The sequence below is a fragment of the Nocardiopsis dassonvillei subsp. dassonvillei DSM 43111 genome (assembly GCF_000092985.1).
In the GTDB taxonomy this organism is placed as follows: domain Bacteria; phylum Actinomycetota; class Actinomycetes; order Streptosporangiales; family Streptosporangiaceae; genus Nocardiopsis; species Nocardiopsis dassonvillei.
In genome coordinates, this window is the sequence record NC_014210.1 from 3,629,102 (window position 1) to 3,650,610 (window position 21,509).

Genomic DNA, 21,509 nt, shown 5'->3' on the forward strand with positions numbered 1-21,509 from the left:
CAGGTGCCCAACGTCCTACTTTCCCGACAGCGTCTGCGCACACCGGACCGGGTTGTCCACAGGACGCGGGACGCTCTGGCACCGCCACCCCCGCACCCGGTTGACTGGAAACAGGGGGGCCCACCCGGAAACCCGCACCCCCACACACCCACCCCCGCGTTCACAAACGCACAAACACCACCACAAAAAAGAGGGACAGGCCGCCTTACAGGCACCCCACCCCCACACAAAAACAAAGGGGGGCCGCCCACAGGCGACCCCCCCCAACGAAAAACCGTGGCAGCGACCTACTCTCCCACCCCACCACAGGGCAGTACCATCAGCGCAAAGAGACTTAACGACCGGGTTCGGAAAGAGACCGGGTGTGACCCTCCAGCAATAACCACCACGGAAACCACACACCACCCACCCAACTCCACCCACCCCAAAGGACAGGGAATCACAGTGAGCAGCAAGCTCCGTGAAAAGTGTGCGCGAACATCCAATTATCTGCAGCGGACAAGCCCTCGGCCTATTAGTACCGGTCAGCTCCACCCCTCACAAGGCTTCCACACCCGGCCTATCAACCCCATCGTCTATAGGGAGCCTTACCCCCTCAAGGAGGCAGGAGACCTCATCTCGAAGCAAGCTTCCCGCTTAGATGCTTTCAGCGGTTATCCCTCCCGAACGTAGCCAACCAGCCATGCCCTTGGCAGGACAACTGGCACACCAGAGGTTCGTCCGTCCCGGTCCTCTCGTACTAGGGACAGCCCTTCTCAAGTCTCCAACGCGCACAGCGGATAGGGACCGAACTGTCTCACGACGTTCTAAACCCAGCTCGCGTGCCGCTTTAATGGGCGAACAGCCCAACCCTTGGGACCAACTCCAGCCCCAGGATGCGACGAGCCGACATCGAGGTGCCAAACCATCCCGTCGATATGGACTCTTGGGGAAGATCAGCCTGTTATCCCCGGGGTACCTTTTAGCCGTTGAGCGACACCGCTTCCACACGCCGGTGCCGGATCACTAGTCCCAGCTTTCGCTCCTGCTCGACACGTCCGTCTCACAGTCAAGCTCCCTTGTGCACTTACACTCAACACCTGATTACCAACCAGGCTGAGGGAACCTTTGGGCGCCTCCGTTACTCTTTGGGAGGCAACCGCCCCAGTTAAACTACCCACCAGACACTGTCCCCGAACCGGATCACGGTCCAAAGTTAGATGCCCGAAACAGTCAGAGTGGTATTTCACCAACGCCTCCACCGCCACTAGCGTGACAGCTTCACCGGCTCCCACCTATCCTACACAAACCATCCCAAACACCAATGTCAAGCTATAGTGAAGGTCCCGGGGTCTTTCCGTCCTGCTGCGCGAAACGAGCATCTTTACTCGTAGTGCAATTTCACCGGGCCCATGGTTGAGACAGTGGGGAAGTCGTTACGCCATTCGTGCAGGTCGGAACTTACCCGACAAGGAATTTCGCTACCTTAGGATGGTTATAGTTACCACCGCCGTTTACTGGCGCTTAGATTCCCAGCTTCGCAGGGGCGAACCCCCACTAACCAGTCCTCTTAACGTTCCAGCACCGGGCAGGCGTCAGTCCGTATACAGCGTCTTACGACTTCGCACGGACCTGTGTTTTTAATAAACAGTCGCTTCCCCCCGCTATCTGCGACCCCACCCAGCTCAGGATGCAAGATCCGTCACCAGACAGGGCTCCCCTTCTCCCAAAGTTACGGGGACAATTTGCCGAGTTCCTTAACCATGGTTCACCCGAACGCCTCGGTATTCTCTACCTGACCACCTGCGTCGGTTTAGGGTACTGGCCACACACGAACTCGCTAGAGGCTTTTCTCGACAGCATGGGATCACTCACTTCACCAAAAACGGCTCGGCATCACGTCTCAGCTCATATAAGAGGCGGATTTGCCAACCTCTCAGCCTACACGCTTACCCCCGGACAACCACCGCCGGGTAGAGCTACCCTCCTGCGTCACCCCATCACTTACCTACTACAAGCTCGGTTCCCAGACCAGTAAGTCAAAGCTCCCCGAAGGGACCCAAGACCACCAGCGTGGTTAGCATCACCTGATTCAGTACTGGACGCTCGTGCACGGGTACGGGAATATCAACCCGTTATCCATCGACTACGCCTGTCGGCCTCGCCTTAGGTCCAGACTCACCCTGGGCGGATTAACCTGCCCCAGGAACCCTTAGTCAATCGGCGGCAACGTTTCTCACGTTGCTATCGCTACTCATGCCTGCATTCTCACTCGCACGCCCTCCACCACACGATCACTCGGCAGCTTCACCGGACGCACGACGCTCCCCTACCAACCCAAGAAACTAGTCTTGAGCTTCACAGCTTCGGCGGTGTGCTTTAGCCCCGCTACATTATCGGCGCAGAACCACTTGACCAGTGAGCTATTACGCACTCTTTAAAGGATGGCTGCTTCTAAGCCAACCTCCTGGTTGTCTCAGCAACTCCACAACCTTTCCCACTTAGCACACGCTTAGGGGCCTTAGCTGATGATCTGGGCTGTTTCCCTCTCGACTACGAAGCTTATCCCCCGCAGTCTCACTGCCACGCTTCACTTAACCGGCATTCGGAGTTTGTCTGACGTCAGTAACCTTGTCGGGCCCATCAGCCAAACAGTAGCTCTACCTCCAGCAAGAAACACGCGACGCTGCACCTAAATGCATTTCGGGGAGAACCAGCTATCACGGAGTTTGATTGGCCTTTCACCCCTACCCACACCTCATCCCCCAGGTTTTCAACCCTGGTGGGTTCGGGCCTCCACGAGGTCTTACCCCCGCTTCACCCTGGACATGGGTAGATCACTCCGCTTCGGGTCCACAGCATGCGACTCAAATCGCCCTATTCAGACTCGGTTTCCCTACGGCTACCCCACCCGGGTTAACCTCGCCACACACCATGACTCGCAGGCTCATTCTTCAAAAGGCACGCCATCACCAAAGACAAGCTTCAGCTCTGACGGCTTGACAGCACACGGTTTCAGGTACTATTTCACGACCCCTCACCGGGGCACTTTTCACCTTTCCCTCACGGTACTAGTGCACTATCGGTCACCAGGACGTATTTTGGCTTAGCAGGTGGTCCTGCCAGATTCACACGGACTTTCACGGGCTCCGCGCTACTCGGGAACACATCAACGTCTAGCCGGTACCTTCATCTACGGGACTCTCACCCACTCCGGTACCGCTTCCCAACGGTTTCAACTAACACCGACATCAACGCTCCAGGCCGGCAGACCTGAACAGATATGTCCCACAACCCCGCAAACGCAACGACTGCCGTCTATCACACGCCTACGGTTTAGCCTCTTCCCCGTTCGCTCACCACTACTAGGAGAATCACTGTTGTTTACTCTTCCTGCGGGTACTGAGATGTTTCACTTCCCCGCGTCACCACCAACCACCCTATACATTCAGATGGCGGCAACCCGACACAACTCGGGCTAGGTTTCCCCATTCGGACACCCACGGATCACAGCTCGGTTGACAGCTCCCCGTGGCCTATCGCGGCCTCCCACGTCCTTCATCGGCGCCTGGTGCCAAGGCATCCCACCGTGTGCCACTATCACTTGGCCACTACAGATAATAAGATGCTCGCGCACACTAATCACATATCAAAACACCAACCGCATACCCCAACACCACTCACATCCCCAACCACAACGGCAAGGACCCGAGAGTTCTCGGAGGCGGTCCGCGGGAACCAACACCCGACCAGACCCCAAAGGACCCAGGCCGGAGGTTGCTTCCTCAGACACCCAACAGCGCGCCCCCGGACGCTTCTAGTCGCCCGAGGTCAAGTTCAATTTGTCTTTGAGCCATCCTGGATACTGCACGCAGCACCAGGTCCACTTTCGAGTCCGGCCGGCTGTAGAAGTAATGCCGACCTGTAAAGACTCCTTAGAAAGGAGGTGATCCAGCCGCACCTTCCGGTACGGCTACCTTGTTACGACTTCGTCCCAATCGCCAGCCCCACCTTCACTCACTCCCTCCCACAAGGGGTTAGGCCGCAAGTTTCGGGTGTTGCCGACTTTCATGACGTGACGGGCGGTGTGTACAAGGCCCGGGAACGTATTCACCGCGGCGTTGCTGATCCGCGATTACTAGCGACTCCACCTTCATGGGGTCGAGTTGCAGACCCCAATCCGAACTGAGACCGGCTTTTAGGGATTCGCTCCACCTTACGGTATCGCACGCCCATTGTACCGGCCATTGTAGCATGTTTGCAGCCCAAGACATAAGGGGCATGATGACTTGACGTCATCCCCACCTTCCTCCGAGTTGACCCCGGCAGTCTCCCATGAGTCCCCACCATTACGTGCTGGCAACATGGAACAAGGGTTGCGCTCGTTGCGGGACTTAACCCAACATCTCACGACACGAGCTGACGACAGCCATGCACCACCTGTCACCCGCCAACTAAATGACCTCACATCTCTGCGAGTCCACGGGTGATGTCAAACCTTGGTAAGGTTCTTCGCGTTGCGTCGAATTAAGCAACATGCTCCGCCGCTTGTGCGGGCCCCCGTCAATTCCTTTGAGTTTTAGCCTTGCGGCCGTACTCCCCAGGCGGGGCGCTTAATGCGTTAGCTACGGCGCGGAAACCGTGGAAAGTCCCCACACCTAGCGCCCAACGTTTACGGCATGGACTACCAGGGTATCTAATCCTGTTCGCTCCCCATGCTTTCGCTCCTCAGCGTCAGGTAAGGCCCAGAGACCCGCCTTCGCCACCGGTGTTCCTCCTGATATCTGCGCATTTCACCGCTACACCAGGAATTCCAGTCTCCCCTACCTACCTCTAGCATGCCCGTATCCACTGCAGAACCGGAGTTAAGCCCCGGTCTTTCACAGCAGACGCGACACGCCGCCTACGAGCTCTTTACGCCCAATAATTCCGGACAACGCTCGGACCCTACGTATTACCGCGGCTGCTGGCACGTAGTTAGCCGGTCCTTATTCCCCACCTACCGTCAACCTCCAGAGAACTGGAAGCCTGCGTTGGTGGTAAAAGAGGTTTACAACCCGAAGGCCGTCATCCCCCACGCGGCGTCGCTGCGTCAGGCTTTCGCCCATTGCGCAATATTCCCCACTGCTGCCTCCCGCAGGAGTCTGGGCCGTGTCTCAGTCCCAGTGTGGCCGGTCGCCCTCTCAGGCCGGCTACCCGTAATCGCCTTGGTAGGCCGTACCCCACCAACAAGCTGATAGGCCGCGAGCCCATCCCTGACCGAAAAACTTTCCACCCTCCACCATGAGGTGGCGGGTCGTATCCGGTATTAGACGGCGTTTCCACCGCTTATCCCAGAGTCAGGGGCAGGTTGCTCACGTGTTACTCACCCGTTCGCCGCTCGTGTACCCCGAAGGGCCTTACCGCTCGACTTGCATGTGTTAAGCACGCCGCCAGCGTTCGTCCTGAGCCAGGATCAAACTCTCCATAAAGGTCACTCAACCCGACCCGCGTCCCCCGAAGGAGCCGTCTGGGCGGGTAAACCTAGAAGTAATCCTGACCAACCGGGTCACCCCGGCTAATCAAAGGAACCTCCGCACACGAACCGAGTGGTTCTGTGTGACGGGGCCAAAACAAACATGGCTTAAAGAAAATCAAACACGCGCTGTTGAGTTCTCAAGAAACAACCGCTCTTCGTGTACAAGCTCCTGTGAGCTTTTCCGCCGAAGGCGTTGTGCGTTTCCGCTTTGTTGTGTCTTTACTTTATCAGGTGTTCCGCGCCCCGCCAAATCGGCGGTTCGGGGTGTTTCTGATCGGGGTAAAGCCCGTTTCCTGTTTCGCTTCCGTGTTTCCTTGGAAGCGCCTCCCGAAGCCTAGCCGATGCAGAGCGGTGCTCGAACCGGTTCGGTTGGGAGGAGGAAGAGAGTTCGCGGCCGCGGTCCGGTTCCGAGTCGACCCGAGGGCCGCTCGCCGTCCCGCAGCGACTCGTCCGAGTATAGGGAGGGCCGGGGCAGACGTCAAGCCGGAGCCCGGTACGCGCGTCAACCGCGCGGTCCGGGACTCTGTCGCCCCTGGCGGGCGGCTTGTTCGAGCCCCTGTGACGTGCGCGGTCCTCACACCGGGACCGCGCTGTTACGTCGGCTTTTGTTCAGACAACGGGCTTCCTGCCCGGAAGGTTCCCGCTCGAAACCCATCGGCCCCGGTTGTGGCCCAGCTCTCCCCCCTGTTCCACGCCCCGCGCTCACAGCAGGTCTGCGAGCAGCGTGGACGCGGAAGCGGGAGACGGCCGGACCGCGCCGGACACCGGATCGGCGGACACGGCCGCGGGCCGGTGTCCGGCACCGGCCCGCGGAGCGGCATATCAGCCGTTGAGGACCAAGCCGCCGATGTTGCGTTTGCCCTTGCGCAGCACGACGAAGCGTCCCTGGAGCACGTCCTCGGGGCGGAGCACGGCCTCCACGTCGGTGACCTTGACGTTGTTCACGTAGGCCCCGCCCTCCTGGATGGCGCGGCGGGCCGCGGACTTGCTCGGCGTCAGGCCGCTCCGCGCGAACGCGTCGGTCACCAGCAGCCCGTCGACGGGACCGTCGACCTCGGCCCGGGGAACCTCGGCCAGGGCGGCCTCCAGCGTGCGGGCGTCCAGGTCGGACAGGTCCGCGCGGCCGAACAGGGCCAGGCTGGCCTCCTTGACCTTGCGGCACTCCTCCTCGCCGTGCACGAGGACGGTGAGGTCCTCGGCCAGGACGCGCTGGGCGGCGCGGGCCTGCGGACGCTCCTCGGTCTGGCGCTCCAGTTCCTCGATCTCGTCGCGGTCGCGGAAGCTGAAGGTCTTCAGGTAGCGGACCACGTCTCGGTCGTCGGCGTTGAACCAGAACTGGTAGAAGGCGTACGGCGAGGTCAGCTCGGGGTCGAGCCAGACGCTGCCGGACTCCGTCTTGCCGAACTTGGTGCCGTCGGCCTTGGTGAGCAGGTTCGTGGTCAGCCCGTGCGCCTGGCCGTGCGGCTCGTTTCCGTCCATCCTGCGGACCAGGTCCAGGCCCGCGGTGATGTTGCCCCACTGGTCGGAGCCGCCGGTCTGCAGCGTGCAGCCGAAGCGGCGGTAGAGCTGGACGTAGTCGTAGGACTGCAGGAGCACGTAGCTGAACTCGGTGTAGCTCATGCCCTCACCGTCGAGCCGGCTCCTCACCGTCTCCCGGGCGAGCATCTGGTTGACGCTGAAGTGCTTGCCGACGTCGCGCAGCAGCTCGATGGCGTTGATCTCGCCGAGCCAGTCGGCGTTGTTGGCCAGGACGGCGTCGGTGGGCTCCGGCTGCTCCCCCTCGGGGGTGAAGCGCAGGAACGCGGACAGCTGCCCGCCCAGGTTGTCGACCCAGCCCCGCACGGTCTCCAGCGAGTTGAGCTGGCGCTCGGCGTTGGGCTTGGGGTCGCCGATGAGACCGGTACCGCCGCCGACCAGCGCGATCGGGCGGTGGCCTGCCTGCTGGAAACGGGCCAGGGTCAGGATCTGGGTGAGGTGGCCCACGTGCAGGCTGCCCGCCGTCGGGTCGAATCCGCAATACAGGGTGATCGGACCATCGGCGAGCGCCTTGCGCAGTGCGTCAAGGTCGGTCGTCTGCGCGAGCAGGCCGCGCCACTGGAGTTCGTCGATGATGTCGGTCACTGTGTTGCTCTCTGTTGTGTAGGCGGGCCCCTGGGGCCCGATCTGCCTTGAAGTGTAGGCCGGACGCGGCGGAAGGCCATCCGGTTTTCCCGCCTCTCCACGCTATCGGCTGTGGTGGAGCCGCAGATCGCACGGCCCCGCCCCGGCACGGCCCTGTCCCGACACGGCCCCGCCCCGGCACGGGGACAGCCCCGCCCCACGAAGAACCCGGCCGGATCCCCTTGACCCGGTTAGCTAATGGCATTAGCTTTTTGGTTATCAGGGAAAGCCAAACGGCGGGGAGAGCACGATGCACCACCTCACACGTCCTCAGGGGCGGATCGCCTACGACCTCTACGGAGCAGGGAACACCGGACCGCTCGTGGTCTGCGTGCCCGGCATGTTCGACCACCGCCACTCCTTCCGCTTCGTCGGCGCGGGCCTGGCCGAGGCCGGATACCGGGTCGCCGCCATGGACCTGCGCGGCCACGGCGACAGCGACACCACCTTCGACGACCACACCAGCCGGGCGGCGGCCACCGACGTCATCGCCCTCACCGAGGAGCTGGGTGGAGAAGACGTGGTCATCGTGGGCAACTCCCTGGGCGCGGGCGCCGCCGCCATCGCGGCCCAGGAGCGGCCCGACCTCGTCGCGGGCATCGCCCTGCTCGGCCCGTTCCTGGGCCCGCCCTCCCAGGGCCTGTTCACCCGTGTCGGCCAGCGTCTGCTCCTGCTGCGCCCCTGGGGTCCCCGCGCCCTGACCGCCGTCTACGACCAGTTGCACACCGGCCGCAAGCCCGAGGGGCACCGGCGCCAGTTGGAGCTGGTCCTGGAGATGCTGCGTCCGGCCGACCGCTACCGCGCCGTGTACCGGACGGTCTACGCGCCCAACGAGACCGTCTCCGACGCCGGGGGGATGCGGGCCCGGGCCGTGGTGGTCATGGGCGAACTGGACCCCGACTGGAAGGACCCGCGTGCCCAGGCCGAGCGGGTGGCCTCCGTGGTGGGGGGTTCGGTGCTGATGGTGCCCGAGTGCGGCCACTACGCCCACGCGCAGCGGCCCGACGTGGTCGTGCCCGCCGTGGAGGCACTGCTCCAGGAGGTGGTGGCCGGTGCCTAGGGCGGGGTTGACCCCGGCGGTGGTGGCCGAGGAGGCGGCGCGGCTCAGCGATGAGGAGGGGTTCGACTCCCTGTCCCTGGCCGCGGTCGCCAAGCGGCTCGGAGTGGCCACGCCCAGCCTGTACAAGCACGTGGACGGGCTGACGGGACTGCGCCGGGAGGTGGCGCTGCTGGGCGCGAACGGGATCGGCGAGGAGGTGCAGCGCGCCGCCGTGGGCCGGTCCGGCCCGGAGGCGCTGCGCGCGACGGCCGACGCCTACCGCCGCTACGCGCACGCCCACCCGGGGCACTACGCGGCCCTGCAACAGCTGCCGGTGCTGGCCGGGGCCAGGGCCGAGCTGGCCACCGACCCGGTACGGGTCCTGGCCGCCGTCCTGCGCGGGTTCGGCATCGCCGAGGAGCAGGCCGTGCACGCGATCCGGGCGCTGCGCAGTTCGCTGCACGGGTTCGTGGACCTGGAGACACGCGGCGGCTTCGGCCTGCCCGAGGACGTGGACCAGTCCTACGCGCTGCTGGTGGAGGGGTTCGTCCGCGCCTTCCAGGAGTGGCCGGACACGGTGCCCGGCGCGGCTGGGGCACACGAGGACACGGGGAGGGGGTAGGCGGTGCTGGCAGGACACTTCGGGGTCGCGGGCGTCGTCAGGGCGTGGCGCCCGGAGCTGCCCATGGGCGCGCTCCTGGTCGCGACGCAGTTGCCGGACCTGGTCTTCCTTCCTCTGGCGGCGCTGGGCGTGGAGAGCGGGGGCCCGGCCTCACCCGGTCTGAGCGGTTACGGGTCCCTCCTCATCCGCGCGGAGTACTCCCACGCCCTGGTCAGCAACCTGCTGCTCGCGTTGTCGGTGGGCGCTCTGGTGCACGTGTCGCTCCGTGGACGGTGGGGTCGGGACGCCGGTGCGGTCCTGGGCGGGGTGGTGTTCAGCCACTGGCTCCTGGACCTGCTCGTGCACCGGCCGGACATGCCGTTCCTGCCCGGTGACGCGGGCGGGCTGCCGCTGCTGGGCCTGGGGTTGTGGGAGGCGCCGGTGGCGGCGGCCGTGGTGGAGGGCGCGCTGGTGCTGGCGGGCACGGTCCTGTACGCCCGGCGCACGCTCCGGGACCAGCCGGACCGCGTCCGGGCACGGCTCTACAGCGCGGGTGTGGGGCTGCTGCTGGTGGGTTCCTTCGTGTTCGACCTCCTCGCGTCCTGACGTTTCCGTCTCCCCTCGTCGGCGTGCTCCCGGTGAGCAACACCTGGCTTCGGGCGGTGTTACGGCCCTGCCCGGCATGGGCCAAGCTGGTGGGGACGACCGCGCGCCGTCCGCGCGCGGCGCCCGACCCGTTGTGGAGCCCCTGATGCCCAAGAAGGCCGCGTCGAAGATCGGTGGTCTGGTGACCGCCGTGGTCGGCGTCCTCGCCGTCGCCGCGTTCGTGCTGTACCAGCTGGGAGTGATCGAACCGGACCCAGAGCGCACCGCCGAGCCCCGGGACGACGGTTCGTCCGTGCCCGGGGACGGCGGCGCCTCCTCGTCGGTGGAGCAGGCCCGGCAGTGGATGGAGGAGTTGCGGGTGGAGGAGGAGAGCGACCCGCCGGGGTACGACCGGGCGCTCTTCCCCCACTGGGACAGCGGTGTGCAGGACAACTGCACCACCCGTCAGGTGGTCCTGCTGCGCGACGGCGAGGACGTGCGGGTCGACGACGACTGCCAGCCGGTGTCGGGGTCCTGGTACAGCCCCTATGACGGGGAGACCCTGACCGAGGCGGAGGACCTGGACATCGACCACATGGTGGCCCTGAAGGAGGGCTGGCGCTCGGGCGCCCACGAGTGGACGACCGAGGAGCGCGGACGCTTCGCCAACGACCTGGACTCCTCCCAGCTGTGGGCGGTGAGCGCTTCGACCAACCGGTCCAAGGGCGACTCCGACCCGGCGGACTGGCTGCCGCCGTTGGAGTCCTCGCACTGCGACTACGTGGTCTCGTGGATCGAGGTCAAGCACGTGTGGGACCTCACCGTCGATCCGGACGAGGAGGCGGCGCTGCGCGAGGTGCTCTCGGGCTGCTGAGGCCGGTTCAGGCGGGGTTGGCGGCTCTGACTCCCCGCGCGGTGGTCAGGAGTTCCTGCTGACCGACGAGGCCGAAGGCGTCGCGGACCTCCACCGCCGCCCCCCTGAAGGGCGTCCAGAACGCCTCGGTCTCGCCGTGCAGGGCGGTGAGGCCGTTGTTGTCGAACTCGGTGAGCTCCCAGTCGGGTGAGCGCTCGTGGTAGTGGGTCAGGAAGTCGCGGACGGCGGACAGGTCGGTGAGCCTGTCGCCGCGCATGACCAGGACCTGGAGGACCACCCTGGCCCCTCCCCCCTCCAGGGTCGTCTCCCACACCCGGCTGGAGAAGGACACTCCGCCCCACTCGTAGTCGAAGTCGGAGACCGAGGTCTGGTCGTCGATCTGGTCGGGCAGGTACCCGATGGTGAATCCGTCCAACTCTCCCCCTCGTGGGCTGGCTGCGGCCTGGGCCGCGACGAGTGCGAGCGCGGCGGCGAGGACCGCCGCGACCCACCGGAGAACACGCATGGTCACCTCCGGCGGCGGTCACGGGACCCTCCCGCACCGCCGCCGCTTCTCATGGTGGGACGCCGCGAAGGCCCGTACCAGAGTGTCCTCGAACCTGTGGACAACCCCCGCCGACACGCGCGGGGCCCGCGTCGGAGCCCCCTACCCCGGCGGTCAGGGGACGAACGTGTCGGTGAGGAACTCCGCGATCGCCAGGGATGAGGTGGCCGCGGGCGAGGGCGCGTTGCGCACGCACACCACACGCCCGTGGGTGTCCACGTGGAAGTCGTCGAGCAGGGAGCCGTCCCGGGCCAGTGCCTGGGCGCGCACCCCGGACGGGGCCGGGCGCAGGTCGGCGGCGGCCAGTTCGGGCAGCAGCCGCCGGGCCTGGGCGGCGAACGCGGCCCGTGAGGCGGACACGAGGGCCTCCCGGGCGCCCACGGTCCAGTGGCGGCGGGCCAGGCGCCAGAACCCGGGCCAGGACAGGGTCCGCGCGAGTTCGCTGGTGCGCACGTCGCGTGCCCGGTAGCCCTCCAGCGCGGTGGCGAGGACGGCGTTGGGCCCGGCCATGACCTCGCCGTGGACGTGGCGGGTCAGGTGCACCCCGAGGAAGGGGTACCGCGGGTCGGGGACGGGGTAGAGCAGGCCGTTCACCAGGTGGCGGCGCTCGGGGACGAGTTCGTGGTACTGGCCGCGGAAGGGCACCACCCGGGGGTCCTCCGGGGCGCCCGCCATGCGGGCGAGGCGGTCGCTGTGCAGGCCGCCGCAGACCACCAGGCGGTCGAAGCGGTGGACGAGCCGCTCGCCCCGGGGATCGCCGGTGAGGACGCGGACGCCGTCGTGTTCCTGGCGCAGGTCCAGGACGGGTGTGTTGAGCAGGATCCGGCCGCCGGACCGGCGCACGTCGTCGGCGAACTGTTCGGCGACGGCGACGAAGTCGGTGACGGCGGTGGTCGGCGAGTGCAGGGCGGCGACGCCCGCCGCGTGGGGTTCGATCTCGCGCAGGCCCCCGGGGCCCAGCCGGGTGACGCCGGGGACGCCGTTCTCCCGCGCGCGGCGTTCGACGTCGTCCAGGCGTGCCTCGTCCTCGGCGTCGGCGGCCACGAGGACCTTGCCGACCTCGTGGTAGGGCAGCCCGTGCTCGGCGCAGTAGTCCCTGAGCAGGCCGACGCCGCGCCGGCACAGCGTGGCCTTGAGGGAGCCGGGCCTGTAGTAGAGCCCGGCGTGGACGACGCCGCTGTTGCGGCCCGTCTGGTGCGCGGCGACCCGGTCCTCCTTCTCCAGGACGGTGACGCGGGTGCCGGGGCGGTGGAGGGTGAGGCGGCGGGCGAGGGCCAGTCCGACGATTCCCGCTCCGATGACGCCGATGTGTTCGGTGCTGCGCATGGGCGGCACGCTAGCAACACGGGTCCGGGCGGGGGCGGGCGGACCGGTCACAGCGAGCGCAGACCGACGAGGACGGCGTGCAGCAGGTCCTCCCGGCCCAGCGGGCGTGAGGGGCCGCAGCGCTGGAGCGAGCCGTCGGCGACCATGTCGGAGACGATGGCCCTGACCTGGCCGACCGGCAGACTCACCTCGGCGGCGAGTTCGACGACGGTACGCGCGCGCAGGGCGTGGCGGAGCAGGGCCTCGCGTTCGGGCCGCAGCAGCTCGTGGCGGCCCGGGACGCGGGCGGCGACGACGAGGCTGAGCAGGTCGGGCTCGTCCGGGCCGCATCGGGGGACGCCGAAGGCGTCGGCGTCGGGGTCGCCCGCGGCCACGGCGAAGGGGCGCAGGAAGCGCTCCTGGCCGGGTTCCTCCTCGGGGCCGGGGAGGACCGGCGGCGGGGGCGGCTCGGGGCGGGTTCCGCAGGCGTGCGCGGCCGCTCTGCGTCCGGGGCTGCCGTCAGCTCTCACCGTTCCCCCTCTGCTGTGTGGGGGCGGGTGCGTGCAGCGCGCCGTCGTGCCACGGTTCGGGGACGGGTTCCTGTGCGAGCGGGTGGCCGTGCGGGTCGGGCAGGAGGTGCTCCCCCGGCGGAGCGGTGCCGCCGGGACCGCCGGAGGCGGGAACGGACCTCTGCGGTCCGGTGTGCGCGAGGACGACGCCGTGCGGGCCGGGCCGGTCCGGCTGCGGGGAGAAGGGCTGCGGTCCGGTCTGTCCGGAAGGCGGCACGGGGACCTGCGGGCCGGTCTGCCCGGCGGAGACCGCGGAGGGCTGCGGACCTGTCTGGCCCGCGTGCACGGGGACCCGTGGTTCGGCCCGGTCCGCCCGTGGCACCGAGGGCTGGGGGCCGCTCTGGCCGAGAGGCGGCACGGGAACCTGCGGACCGGTCCGGTACCGCTGTGCCAGGGGCTGTGGACCGCTCTGCCCGGAAGGCGGCACAGGAACCCGTGGTTCGGCCCGGTCCGATCGCGGTACCGAGGGCTGGGGGCCGCTCTGGCCGAGAGGCGGCACGGGAACCTGCGGACCGGTCCGGTACCGCTGTGCCAGGGGCTGTGGACCGCTCTGCCCGGAAGGCGGCACAGGAACCCGTGGTTCGGCCCGGTCCGATCGCGGTACCGAGGGCTGGGGGCCGCTCTGGCCGAGAGGTGGCACGGGAACCTGCGGACCGGTTCGGTCCGGCCCCGGCGCGAAGAGCTGCGGACCTGTCTGCCCCGAAGGTGTGACGGGCGCCTGCGGGCCGGTCCGGCCGTGGACGGTGCCGTCCGCGCCGTGGCCGCGCGTGGTGAGGGCGGCCCTCGCGGGAGGCGCCCCCCACCCGGCCGGAACGCGGGCCTCCCGTCCGTTCGCCGCCGGGCGGCCCGTGGGCGTGCCCGCGACCGTCACGAGGTTGTCGACCGGCTCCAGCAGCGAGGCGGGGATGAGCACGGTCGCCCGGGTGCCCCCGTAGGGAGAGGGCCGCAGCCAGACACGGACCCCGTGCCGCCCCGCCAGGCGGGACACCACGAACAGGCCCAGCCGGGGGTCCTCGGGCAGGGCCATGACGTCGAACTCGGGGGGCTGGGTGAGCGTGCGCTCGGCCTCCGCGTAGCCGCGCTCGGACATGCCCAGGCCCCGGTCCTCGATCTCCACCACCAGCCCCTCCGCGGCCGGGGTGCAGCCGACGTCCACGGGCGTTCCCGCCGGGGAGAACTGCGTGGCGTTCTCGACCAGCTCGGCGAGCAGGTGCACCACGTCGGCGACCACCTGCCCGTGCATGAGCACGCGGGGCGCCGAGGTCAGGCGGACGCGTTCGAAGTCCTCGGTCTCGGCGATGGCGGCGCGCAGCACGTCCACGAGCGGGCGGGGCTGGCGCCAGCGGCGGGCCGACTGCCCCCCGCCGAGGATGATGAGGTTGTCGGAGTAGCGGCGCGCGCGGGTGGCCAGGTGGTCCAGGCGGAACAGGCGGCGCAGCGCCTCGGGGTCCTGTTCGTGGTACTCGATCTCGTCGAGCAGGCGGAGCTGGCGCTGGACCAGGGCCTGGTTGCGGAAGGCGATGCCCAGGAAGGCGCGGTTGGCCCCCCGGCGGATCTCGGCCTGGAGCACGGCCGACTCCACGGCGGTGAGCTGGGCGGCGTCGAAGGCCTCGGCGACCTGGCCGATCTCGTCGTCCCCCCAGTCGTCCAGCGGCGGCAGCTCCTCCTGGACGTCGACCTTCTCGCCGCGCTGGGCGCGGTCGACGATGTCGGGCAGGTCGCCGTCGCGGTCCAGGATCTGTTCGCGCAGGTGGGTCAGGCGATCGGTGAGGCGGCGCGAGGAGCGGCCGACCACGGCGATGGCCACCGCGCCGCCCGCCAGGGTGAGCGCGGCCGCCGCCACGCCCAGGAAGACGCGCAGCAGTGCGGCGCTCCAGGCCAGGTCGATAGTGCGCCGGGCCTGGAGCCCGGCCAGGTCCTGTAGCGCCAGGGCGGCCTCTGCGGAGGAGTCGTCCCACGACTGCGCCCTGATGCCGACGTCGGCGTTCCAGTCCGAGCCCGTGGTCCCCTGCCCGGGTTCGTCCGGTTCGGCGAGCGGCTGGCGGGTGACCACCCGACGGCTCAGCTCCTCCGCCCGGGACCAGGCGGGCAGGGACACCAGCTCCTCGTAGCGCGCGGCCACGCTCGGGTGCATCGCGGCGCTGGCCGGCTCCAGGGTGTCGCGGTAGGCGGCGGTGAGGTAGGTGAAGTGCGCCGTCTCCTCGTAGCTCATCTCGCCCCGGGCGATGGCTCCCGCGAGCAGCGCGTCGGCGGTGGAGTAGGCGGAGGACGCGCCCATGAGCTCGCTGGTCAGGACGGCGTCGGTGAGGTTCTCCCCGCCGTCGGTGGTGTGCACGAGCGCGGTGATGGCGCCGGTGGTGCCCGCCAGGACCTCGCCGTAGCGCAGGATGGTCCCCTCCTGCCCGAGGTCGTGCGCGTCCACGTCCGCGCGGACCTCGTCGAGGATCCCGGCGCTGTCCACCAGGTCGGTCGCGCTGCGTTCGACCTCGTCGTCGCGGGTTCCGCGCAGTCGCTCGGCGAACGCGACGGCCTCGGCCATGGCGGTGTCGGTGGCCTCGCGCTGCTCGTCGAGGGCGGCGCCGACCTCGTCGTCGCGGGTTCCGGTGCTCTCGAATCGGCCCAGGTGGACCAGGGAGAGGCGGCGTTCGGCCCGCACCTCGTCGGCCGCGGCGGAGAAGACCTGTGTTCCCTCGCGCGCCTGGACGACGGCTCCCATGAACTGGACGGCGCGGATGGTGCCGATGGCGGCCACGACGAGCCAGAGCGCGAGGAAGCACAGGCTCGGGATCAGCACGATGCGGGTGAGCTGTCTCCGGATCGTGGGCGCGTTGTCGCGGGTTCTGCGCATGGCCCCCTCCGGCCTGTGCGGTTGCCGGGCGGCGAGAGGGCGCCCCGGCGGCTTTCGGTCGGTCAAGCCGAGGCTATCGAAGAATCCTTGCTTTATGCTGTCAAACGATCACTATCAGTTGTCTTTTCTTGGCGCGGCTCTCTCCCCCGGATGTGTTAAAGGCCGCTCTCGGGACGAGAAACCGCAGGTCCGGACGCCGGGCGCACGCGACGGGGGCCGCCCGCTGTGCGGACGGCCCCCGGGAGGCACACCCTCGTGTGCCGGGGTACGGCGTGTCGCGCCCTCGGGGCGCTGTCGGGGAAGGCTGCGCTCATCGCGGCCGCGCGCCGTCAGGACTCCGGGCGGTGCCGGGAGCCCACCGGGGCGGGCAGCTCCTCGACCGTGGGCGGCTGCTCCACGCCAAGGGAGTTGAGGACCTCGGCGTAGCGCAGGGCGGCGATCTTGCCCAGCAGGCTGTCCGCGCCCAGGGGCGCGCCGAGTCTGGCGCCGAAGCGCGCGGCGAGCGCCTCCAGCTCCTCGCGGGGCAGCTCCGGTCCCAGGGCGCTGGGCGCGATCACCGGACGCCTGCAGCCGCCCTGGCGCAGCTGGCCCACGACCTGCTCGACCGCGGCCTCGTTCTCCAGGTCGGCGGGCAGCACGGTCAGGCCCAGGCGCGCGGCGAGCAGCACGGCGCTCACCCCCGCGGCCCCGGCCGCGGCCTCGCCGCCCACGGCTCCGACGATGATGCCGTCCGCCATGGTGGTGTCACGGGCGACGACGCTGATCAGGCGCATGCGGTCCGCGCGCACGTATCCGGACTCGGCCAGCCGCAGGTGCAGCACCTCGGCGAGCATGGGGTGCGGCCCCAGGCCCTCGGTGACGCGCGCTTCGGCGCCGGTCCGGGCGACGGCCTCCTCGATCGCCGCGGACGTGCCCGCGTGCGGTGCGGTGACCAGCGGGACGACGACGGCGGACAGGGGGCTGCCCTGGTCGTCCTTGAGATCGGTGAGGGCCTCGGTGAGGCTCTGTTCGTCGCCCTCGGTGTGGCCGTAGCGGATGGTGACCTCGGGGCGGTAGGCGCGCACGAGGTCGGCCATCCGGGCACCGATCGACTCACCGTCGGCGCCCCTGGCCCGGTCGGCCGTGCCCGGGACCGCCATGATCAGGGCGGGGGTGCCGAACCAGTTGTCGAAGGACAGCGGGTTGCGGTGGCGGCCGGAGCGCCGCTTGGGCAGTTCGCGTGGGGGAAGTCGGTCAGAGTTTCGCATACCAGGATTCAGATGAGAGGCGGATGGGGTGCCCGGTGGGGCCGGTGGTCACTGCCGCGACATTGTAGCGTTCGGCACCTTGTTGCATGGGCGTGTCCTCCGAACGTATACCGGATCGAATCCGCAGGGATTGTCCGGGTCGGCAACCCGCACGTGTCACCCGCTCATGACGGGGCTCCGGCCCTGGATCACGTGGGTGACCAGCTCCACCAGCACCTCCTTGCAGGACTCGCGCTCGCGGGCGTCGGCCATGATGACCGGCACCTCGGCGGAGATGTCCAGCGCCTCGCGGACCTCCTCGTGGCGGTAGACGGTGGAGCCCTCGAAGCGGTTCACCGCGACCACGAAGGGCAACCCGCGGCGCTCGAAGAAGTCCACGGCGTGGAAACAGGTGTTCAGGCGGCGGGTGTCGGCCAGGACGACCGCGCCCAGCGCCCCCTGGGAGAGCTCGTTCCACATGAACCAGAACCTGTCCTGTCCGGGGGTGCCGAACAGGTACAGGACGATGTCGGGGTTGATGGTGATGCGGCCGAAGTCCAGGGCGACCGTGGTGGTGGTCTTGTCCTCCACTCCCCCGAGGTCGTCCACGCCGTAGCTGGCCTCGGTCATCACCTCCTCCGTGCTGAGCGGGGTGATCTCACTGACGGAGCCGACCAGTGTGGTCTTGCCCGCGCCGAATCCCCCCGCGACGATGATCTTCACCGCCTGGGGGATCGCTTCCTGCGGCCTGGTGTCAGAGTCTGCGGATGCCATCGAGTACCGCCTGAAGTACTTTCTTCTCGGGAAGCTGGGTCATGGGCGCCCGGGTGCGCACGTCGCCGTCGGCGAGGAGGTCTCCCAGGAGCACCCTGACGACGGTCAGGGGGATGTCGAGCCGGGCGGAGATCTCGGCCACCGATATGGGTCTGCGGCACAGGCTCAGGATGGCCTGCTGTTCGGGCTCTCCCTCCCGGTCCCCGCGGTCCGCGGCGGCGACGACGATGGTGACCAGGTCCAGACTCGGACCGGTGCGGGGCCGGGTGCGGCCCCCGGTCATGGTGTACGGGCGCACGAGCTGTCCCGAGGGGGCGTCACCGAGCACGACGCCCGCCGAGGGTCCCTCCGACGTCGGGTGCCCCCGTCCCCTGTACCAGGCCAGTGCCCGGCGGCCGGACAGCGGCTGCGCCGCCTCGTCCGGGGCCGAGGGCACGGCCGGCGGCGCTCCGCGCCGCTCTCCGGACGTGCTCATGAACCGGCGCTCCCGGTGACGGTGAGGTGGTCCGGCCGGCGCGGCGCGGCGGTGAGGAACTGGCCCACCCGCTTGACCCGCAGGTTCATCTCGTAGGCGACCAGCCCGACGTCGGCGTCCTCGGTGGCCAGCACCGCCAGGCACGCTCCGGCGCCCGCGGCGGTGACGAAGAGGTAGGAGTGCTCCATCTCCACCACGGTCTGGCGGACGTCGCCGCCGCCGAAGTGTCGGCCCGTCCCGCGCGCCAGGCTCTGGAACGCCGACGCCAGGGCCGACAGGTGCTCGGCGTCCTCGGGGGCCAGCCCCCGCGAGCCTCCGAGCAGCAGTCCGTCGGCCGACAGCACGATCGCGTTCTCGGCGCCGACGACGCGGTCGACCAGGTCGTCCAGGAGCCAGTCCAGATTGTCAGCGGCCTTGCTCTTGCCCACCATGTCAGTCGCTTTCTCCCGTGTGATCGTCGGCGCTCGCACCGACCTGACCGTCACTGCTGTGTTCACGTCCGTCGGCGTCGACCCCGATGTCCGCGGCCCGGCCGCGCCGGGTACCGGCGCTGAAGGCGTCCATCATCTGCCGCGCCTGTTCGGGGGTGCGCCGTGAGGAGCCCGGGGGGTCGGCGTCGTCCCACTCCGGCGGGTCCGCGGCTCTGAGCTGGGGGGCGAGGCTGGCCTGGCGCCTGCGCCGGGGAAGTCCGGGGCGACCGGGTGCGGCGCCGACCCGGCCGGACCCGGGTTCGGTCCCGGGAGCGGCGTCCGCGGTCTCGGAGTCGGGCACGGGCGCCGGTACCCGGCGCAGCAGGGGCGTGCCCCGGGCCGGGCGTGCGCCGTCGCCGTCGCGGGGGACCGGACGCAGGAGCGGCCGGCTCCGGTGGGGGGCGTCCTGCGTGGTGAGCGCGTCACCGTGCTGCGCCGACGGCTCACGCAGTACCGAGTGGGCGCCCTGGCGGATGGCCGCGCGGGGCCGTTCCGGGGCGCTGGACGAGGAGGCGACCAGGGCGCCGGGGATGAGCACCACGGCCCGGGTCCCGCCGTAGGGCGAGTGCCGCAGCTGCACCCGGATGTCGTGTTTGGCGGCGAGGCGGGCGACGACGAACAGGCCCAGGCGCGAGTCCCCGCCGGAGGTCATGACGTCGAACTCGGGCGCCTCGCTGAGGGTGCGGTTGGAGCTGGTCAGGACCTCCTCGGTCATGCCCAGGCCCCGGTCCTCGATCTCCACGGCCACGCCCTTGGGCACGGACTCGGTGGCGATGGTGACCTGGGTGTGCGGCGGCGAGTAGGCGGTGGCGTTCTCGACCAGCTCGGCGAGCATGTGGATGACGTCGGCCACCGCGGCGCCGGACAGCGACAGGTCGGGGACGGAGGTCAGTCGGACCCTGGTGTACTCCTCGGTCTCGGAGATCGCGCCGCGCAGGATGTCCACGAGCGGGACGGGGTGGCGCCAGCGGCGGCCGGGCTGGGCGCCGCCCAGGATGATGAGGTTCTCGGCGTGGCGGCGGCCCCGGGTGGCCAGGTGGTCGAGCTGGAAGAGGCTCTCCAGCAGGTCGGGGTCCTCCTCCTCGCGCTCGACGCGGTCCAGCAGCTGGAGCTGGCGCTGGAGGAGGGACTGGTGGCGGTGGGCGATGCCGAGGAAGACCCGGTTGACGCCCGCGCGGATGTCGGCCTGTTTGACGGCGGCGGCGACGGCGGTGCGCTGGGCGATGTTGAAGGCGTCGGCGACCTGGCCGACCTCGTCGTCGCCGTGGTCGAGCTGCTTCATCTCGGTGTCGAGGTCGACCTGCTCCCCCGACTCCAGGCGGCGCACGATACGGGGCAGGTCGCTGCGCGCGCTGCCCAGGGTGTCGGCGCGCAGCTGGGCGAGCCGGTGGGTGAGGCGTCCGGCGGAGCGGGCGGCCACACCGTAGGCGAGGGTGCCCGCGAACAGGGAGGTGATGCTGCCGCCCAGCGCGAGGGTGAGCATCCAGGAACTGGCCTGCTCGGTGGCGGTGACGACGGAGGCGGCGCGCGTGGCGGTGATGTCGGCCAGTTCGGCGTTGACCTGGTCGGCGGCCTCGCGCCAGCCCCCGAGCCCCTCGGGCGGCGTCGGGTCCCGGGTCTGTTCGCCGCTGAGGACGTCCACGATGACCGGGGCCTCGTGGGTGGCGAGGGTGTCCGCGATGGCCAGGGCGTCCTGCCAGGGGCGGCTCTCGGCGAGTGCGGTCAGGGCGGGGGGCTCGCCGTCGTCTGCGGCGGGACCGGGAGGGGCCATGTCGACGCGGTGGCGGGCGTCCGCGGTGAGCGCGACGACCTGTGCCTGCTGGAAGCGGTCGAGGGAGTCCTCGGCGAGCACGGCCGCGATGAGGGCGTCGGCCCGGCTGAAGCTCTCCTGGGCCCACATCAGGTCGGTGACGGCGGCGGCCTCGGCGGTGGCGGGCCCGTTGTCGAGGGAGCGGGCGGTGCCGGCGTAGAGGCGGATGCCCTGTCCGATCGCGGTGGTGTAGGCGGTGAGGGCTTCCTCGGGTGGACCGGGCTCGGCGAGGTTCTGGGCGCGCAGTTCCGTGGCCTCGGTCAGGGAGGTGAAGAAGTCCTCGGCGAGGGGTTCGGTGGCCGGGTCGTCCCGGTCGCCGATGGTGCCGCGCAGGTCGTGGACGGGGACGAGTGCCTCGTCGGTGCGCGAGGCCGCGTCGGACAGGGCGGCGCGGCCGTCCTCGGCGGGGTCGGCGAGGTAGGCGGCGCTCAGGCGGCGCTCCTCCTGGAGAAGGGTGAGCGCCGCGGCGAGCCGGATCCCGGCGCGGCCGTCGCCGACCGAGGAGCGCAGCGACACGGCCTGGACGAGCGTGGCCGTGCTGAGGACGACGAACAGCGCCAGGAAGGTGATGCTGGGGATCAGTACGATCCTGTTGATCTGAGCCCTGATGGCGCTGCGGCCGGTGCCTCCCGTGTTCCCCATTGCGTTCCTCCCACGGACTGGTCGCGGGCGCCTGCCGGACGTGGGTCGCACCGCACGACGCGCGGATGCGCCGGAAGTGCCGTGCACCGA

Annotated in this window: 14 protein-coding genes and 3 rRNA genes; 4 read left to right on the plus strand and 13 right to left on the minus strand. The window is 69.1% G+C overall.

Annotated features, from left to right (window positions below; genetic code table 11):
• Positions 1-274: 274 nt before the first annotated feature.
• From rrf to tyrS, 4 genes are all read right to left on the minus strand, one after another.
• A 5S ribosomal RNA gene (rrf, locus tag NDAS_RS14990) occupies positions 275-390 on the minus strand.
• A gap of 103 nt (positions 391-493) precedes the next feature.
• Positions 494-3,590, minus strand: a 23S ribosomal RNA gene (locus NDAS_RS14995).
• Positions 3,591-3,918: 328 nt separating this feature from the next.
• Positions 3,919-5,450 (minus strand): 16S ribosomal RNA (locus tag NDAS_RS15000).
• Together the 16S, 23S and 5S rRNA genes form the textbook arrangement of a ribosomal RNA operon.
• A gap of 869 nt (positions 5,451-6,319) precedes the next feature.
• Positions 6,320-7,618 (minus strand): tyrosine--tRNA ligase, encoded by a 1,299-nt coding sequence (tyrS, locus tag NDAS_RS15005; protein ID WP_013154057.1) that lies wholly within the window; start codon positions 7,616-7,618, stop codon positions 6,320-6,322.
• A gap of 289 nt (positions 7,619-7,907) precedes the next feature.
• Here tyrS and NDAS_RS15010 point away from each other — a divergent pair, with 289 nt between their 5' ends.
• The 4 genes from NDAS_RS15010 (at position 7,908) to NDAS_RS15025 (ending at position 10,756) form a co-directional block, all read left to right on the plus strand.
• Entirely contained in the window at positions 7,908-8,717 is an 810-nt protein-coding gene (locus tag NDAS_RS15010; protein WP_013154058.1) for an alpha/beta fold hydrolase, read from the plus strand.
• On the plus strand, positions 8,710-9,318 hold the full coding sequence (locus NDAS_RS15015) for a TetR/AcrR family transcriptional regulator (protein WP_013154059.1): 609 nt from the start codon (positions 8,710-8,712) through the stop codon (positions 9,316-9,318). The genes NDAS_RS15010 and NDAS_RS15015 overlap by 8 nt, the downstream gene beginning before the upstream one ends.
• 3 nt (positions 9,319-9,321) lie before the next feature.
• The gene (locus NDAS_RS15020; RefSeq protein ID WP_013154060.1) at positions 9,322-9,903 is read left to right on the plus strand and encodes a hypothetical protein; all 582 of its coding nucleotides are present in this window, start codon (positions 9,322-9,324) and stop codon (positions 9,901-9,903) included.
• A gap of 145 nt (positions 9,904-10,048) precedes the next feature.
• Positions 10,049-10,756, plus strand: a complete 708-nt coding sequence (locus NDAS_RS15025) for an HNH endonuclease family protein (protein ID WP_013154061.1) — start codon at positions 10,049-10,051, stop codon at positions 10,754-10,756.
• Positions 10,757-10,763: 7 nt separating this feature from the next.
• On the opposite strand, the gene NDAS_RS15030 is transcribed toward NDAS_RS15025, so the two are convergent.
• The 9 genes from NDAS_RS15030 to NDAS_RS15070 form a co-directional block, all read right to left on the minus strand.
• The gene (locus NDAS_RS15030; RefSeq protein WP_013154062.1) at positions 10,764-11,171 is read right to left on the minus strand and encodes a hypothetical protein; all 408 of its coding nucleotides are present in this window, start codon (positions 11,169-11,171) and stop codon (positions 10,764-10,766) included.
• 243 nt (positions 11,172-11,414) lie between these two features.
• A complete protein-coding gene (lhgO, locus tag NDAS_RS15035) occupies positions 11,415-12,626 on the minus strand; it encodes an L-2-hydroxyglutarate oxidase (RefSeq protein WP_013154063.1) in 1,212 nt (403 codons plus the stop codon).
• A 47-nt stretch (positions 12,627-12,673) separates the two neighbouring features.
• Positions 12,674-13,135, minus strand: a complete 462-nt coding sequence (locus NDAS_RS15040) for a DUF742 domain-containing protein (protein WP_013154064.1) — start codon at positions 13,133-13,135, stop codon at positions 12,674-12,676.
• Positions 13,125-16,022, minus strand: coding sequence for a nitrate- and nitrite sensing domain-containing protein (locus tag NDAS_RS15045; RefSeq protein WP_013154065.1), 2,898 nt, complete (start codon positions 16,020-16,022; stop codon positions 13,125-13,127). The genes NDAS_RS15040 and NDAS_RS15045 overlap by 11 nt, the downstream gene beginning before the upstream one ends.
• A 329-nt stretch (positions 16,023-16,351) precedes the next feature.
• Complete coding sequence (locus NDAS_RS15050; protein ID WP_013154066.1) at positions 16,352-17,269, minus strand: sirohydrochlorin chelatase; 918 nt, start codon at positions 17,267-17,269, stop codon at positions 16,352-16,354.
• 156 nt (positions 17,270-17,425) lie between these two features.
• Entirely contained in the window at positions 17,426-18,022 is a 597-nt protein-coding gene (locus NDAS_RS15055; protein WP_013154068.1) for a GTP-binding protein, read from the minus strand.
• Positions 18,003-18,497, minus strand: a complete 495-nt coding sequence (locus tag NDAS_RS15060; RefSeq protein ID WP_013154069.1) for a DUF742 domain-containing protein — start codon at positions 18,495-18,497, stop codon at positions 18,003-18,005. Before NDAS_RS15060 ends, NDAS_RS15055 begins: the two co-directional genes overlap by 20 nt.
• Positions 18,494-18,928, minus strand: coding sequence for a roadblock/LC7 domain-containing protein (locus tag NDAS_RS15065; protein WP_013154070.1), 435 nt, complete (start codon positions 18,926-18,928; stop codon positions 18,494-18,496). Before NDAS_RS15065 ends, NDAS_RS15060 begins: the two co-directional genes overlap by 4 nt.
• Position 18,929: 1 nt before the next feature.
• Positions 18,930-21,419 carry a sensor histidine kinase gene (locus NDAS_RS15070; protein ID WP_013154071.1) on the minus strand — a complete coding sequence of 830 codons (2,490 nt, stop codon included), beginning with the start codon at positions 21,417-21,419 and terminating at the stop codon, positions 18,930-18,932.
• Positions 21,420-21,509 lie beyond the last annotated feature (90 nt).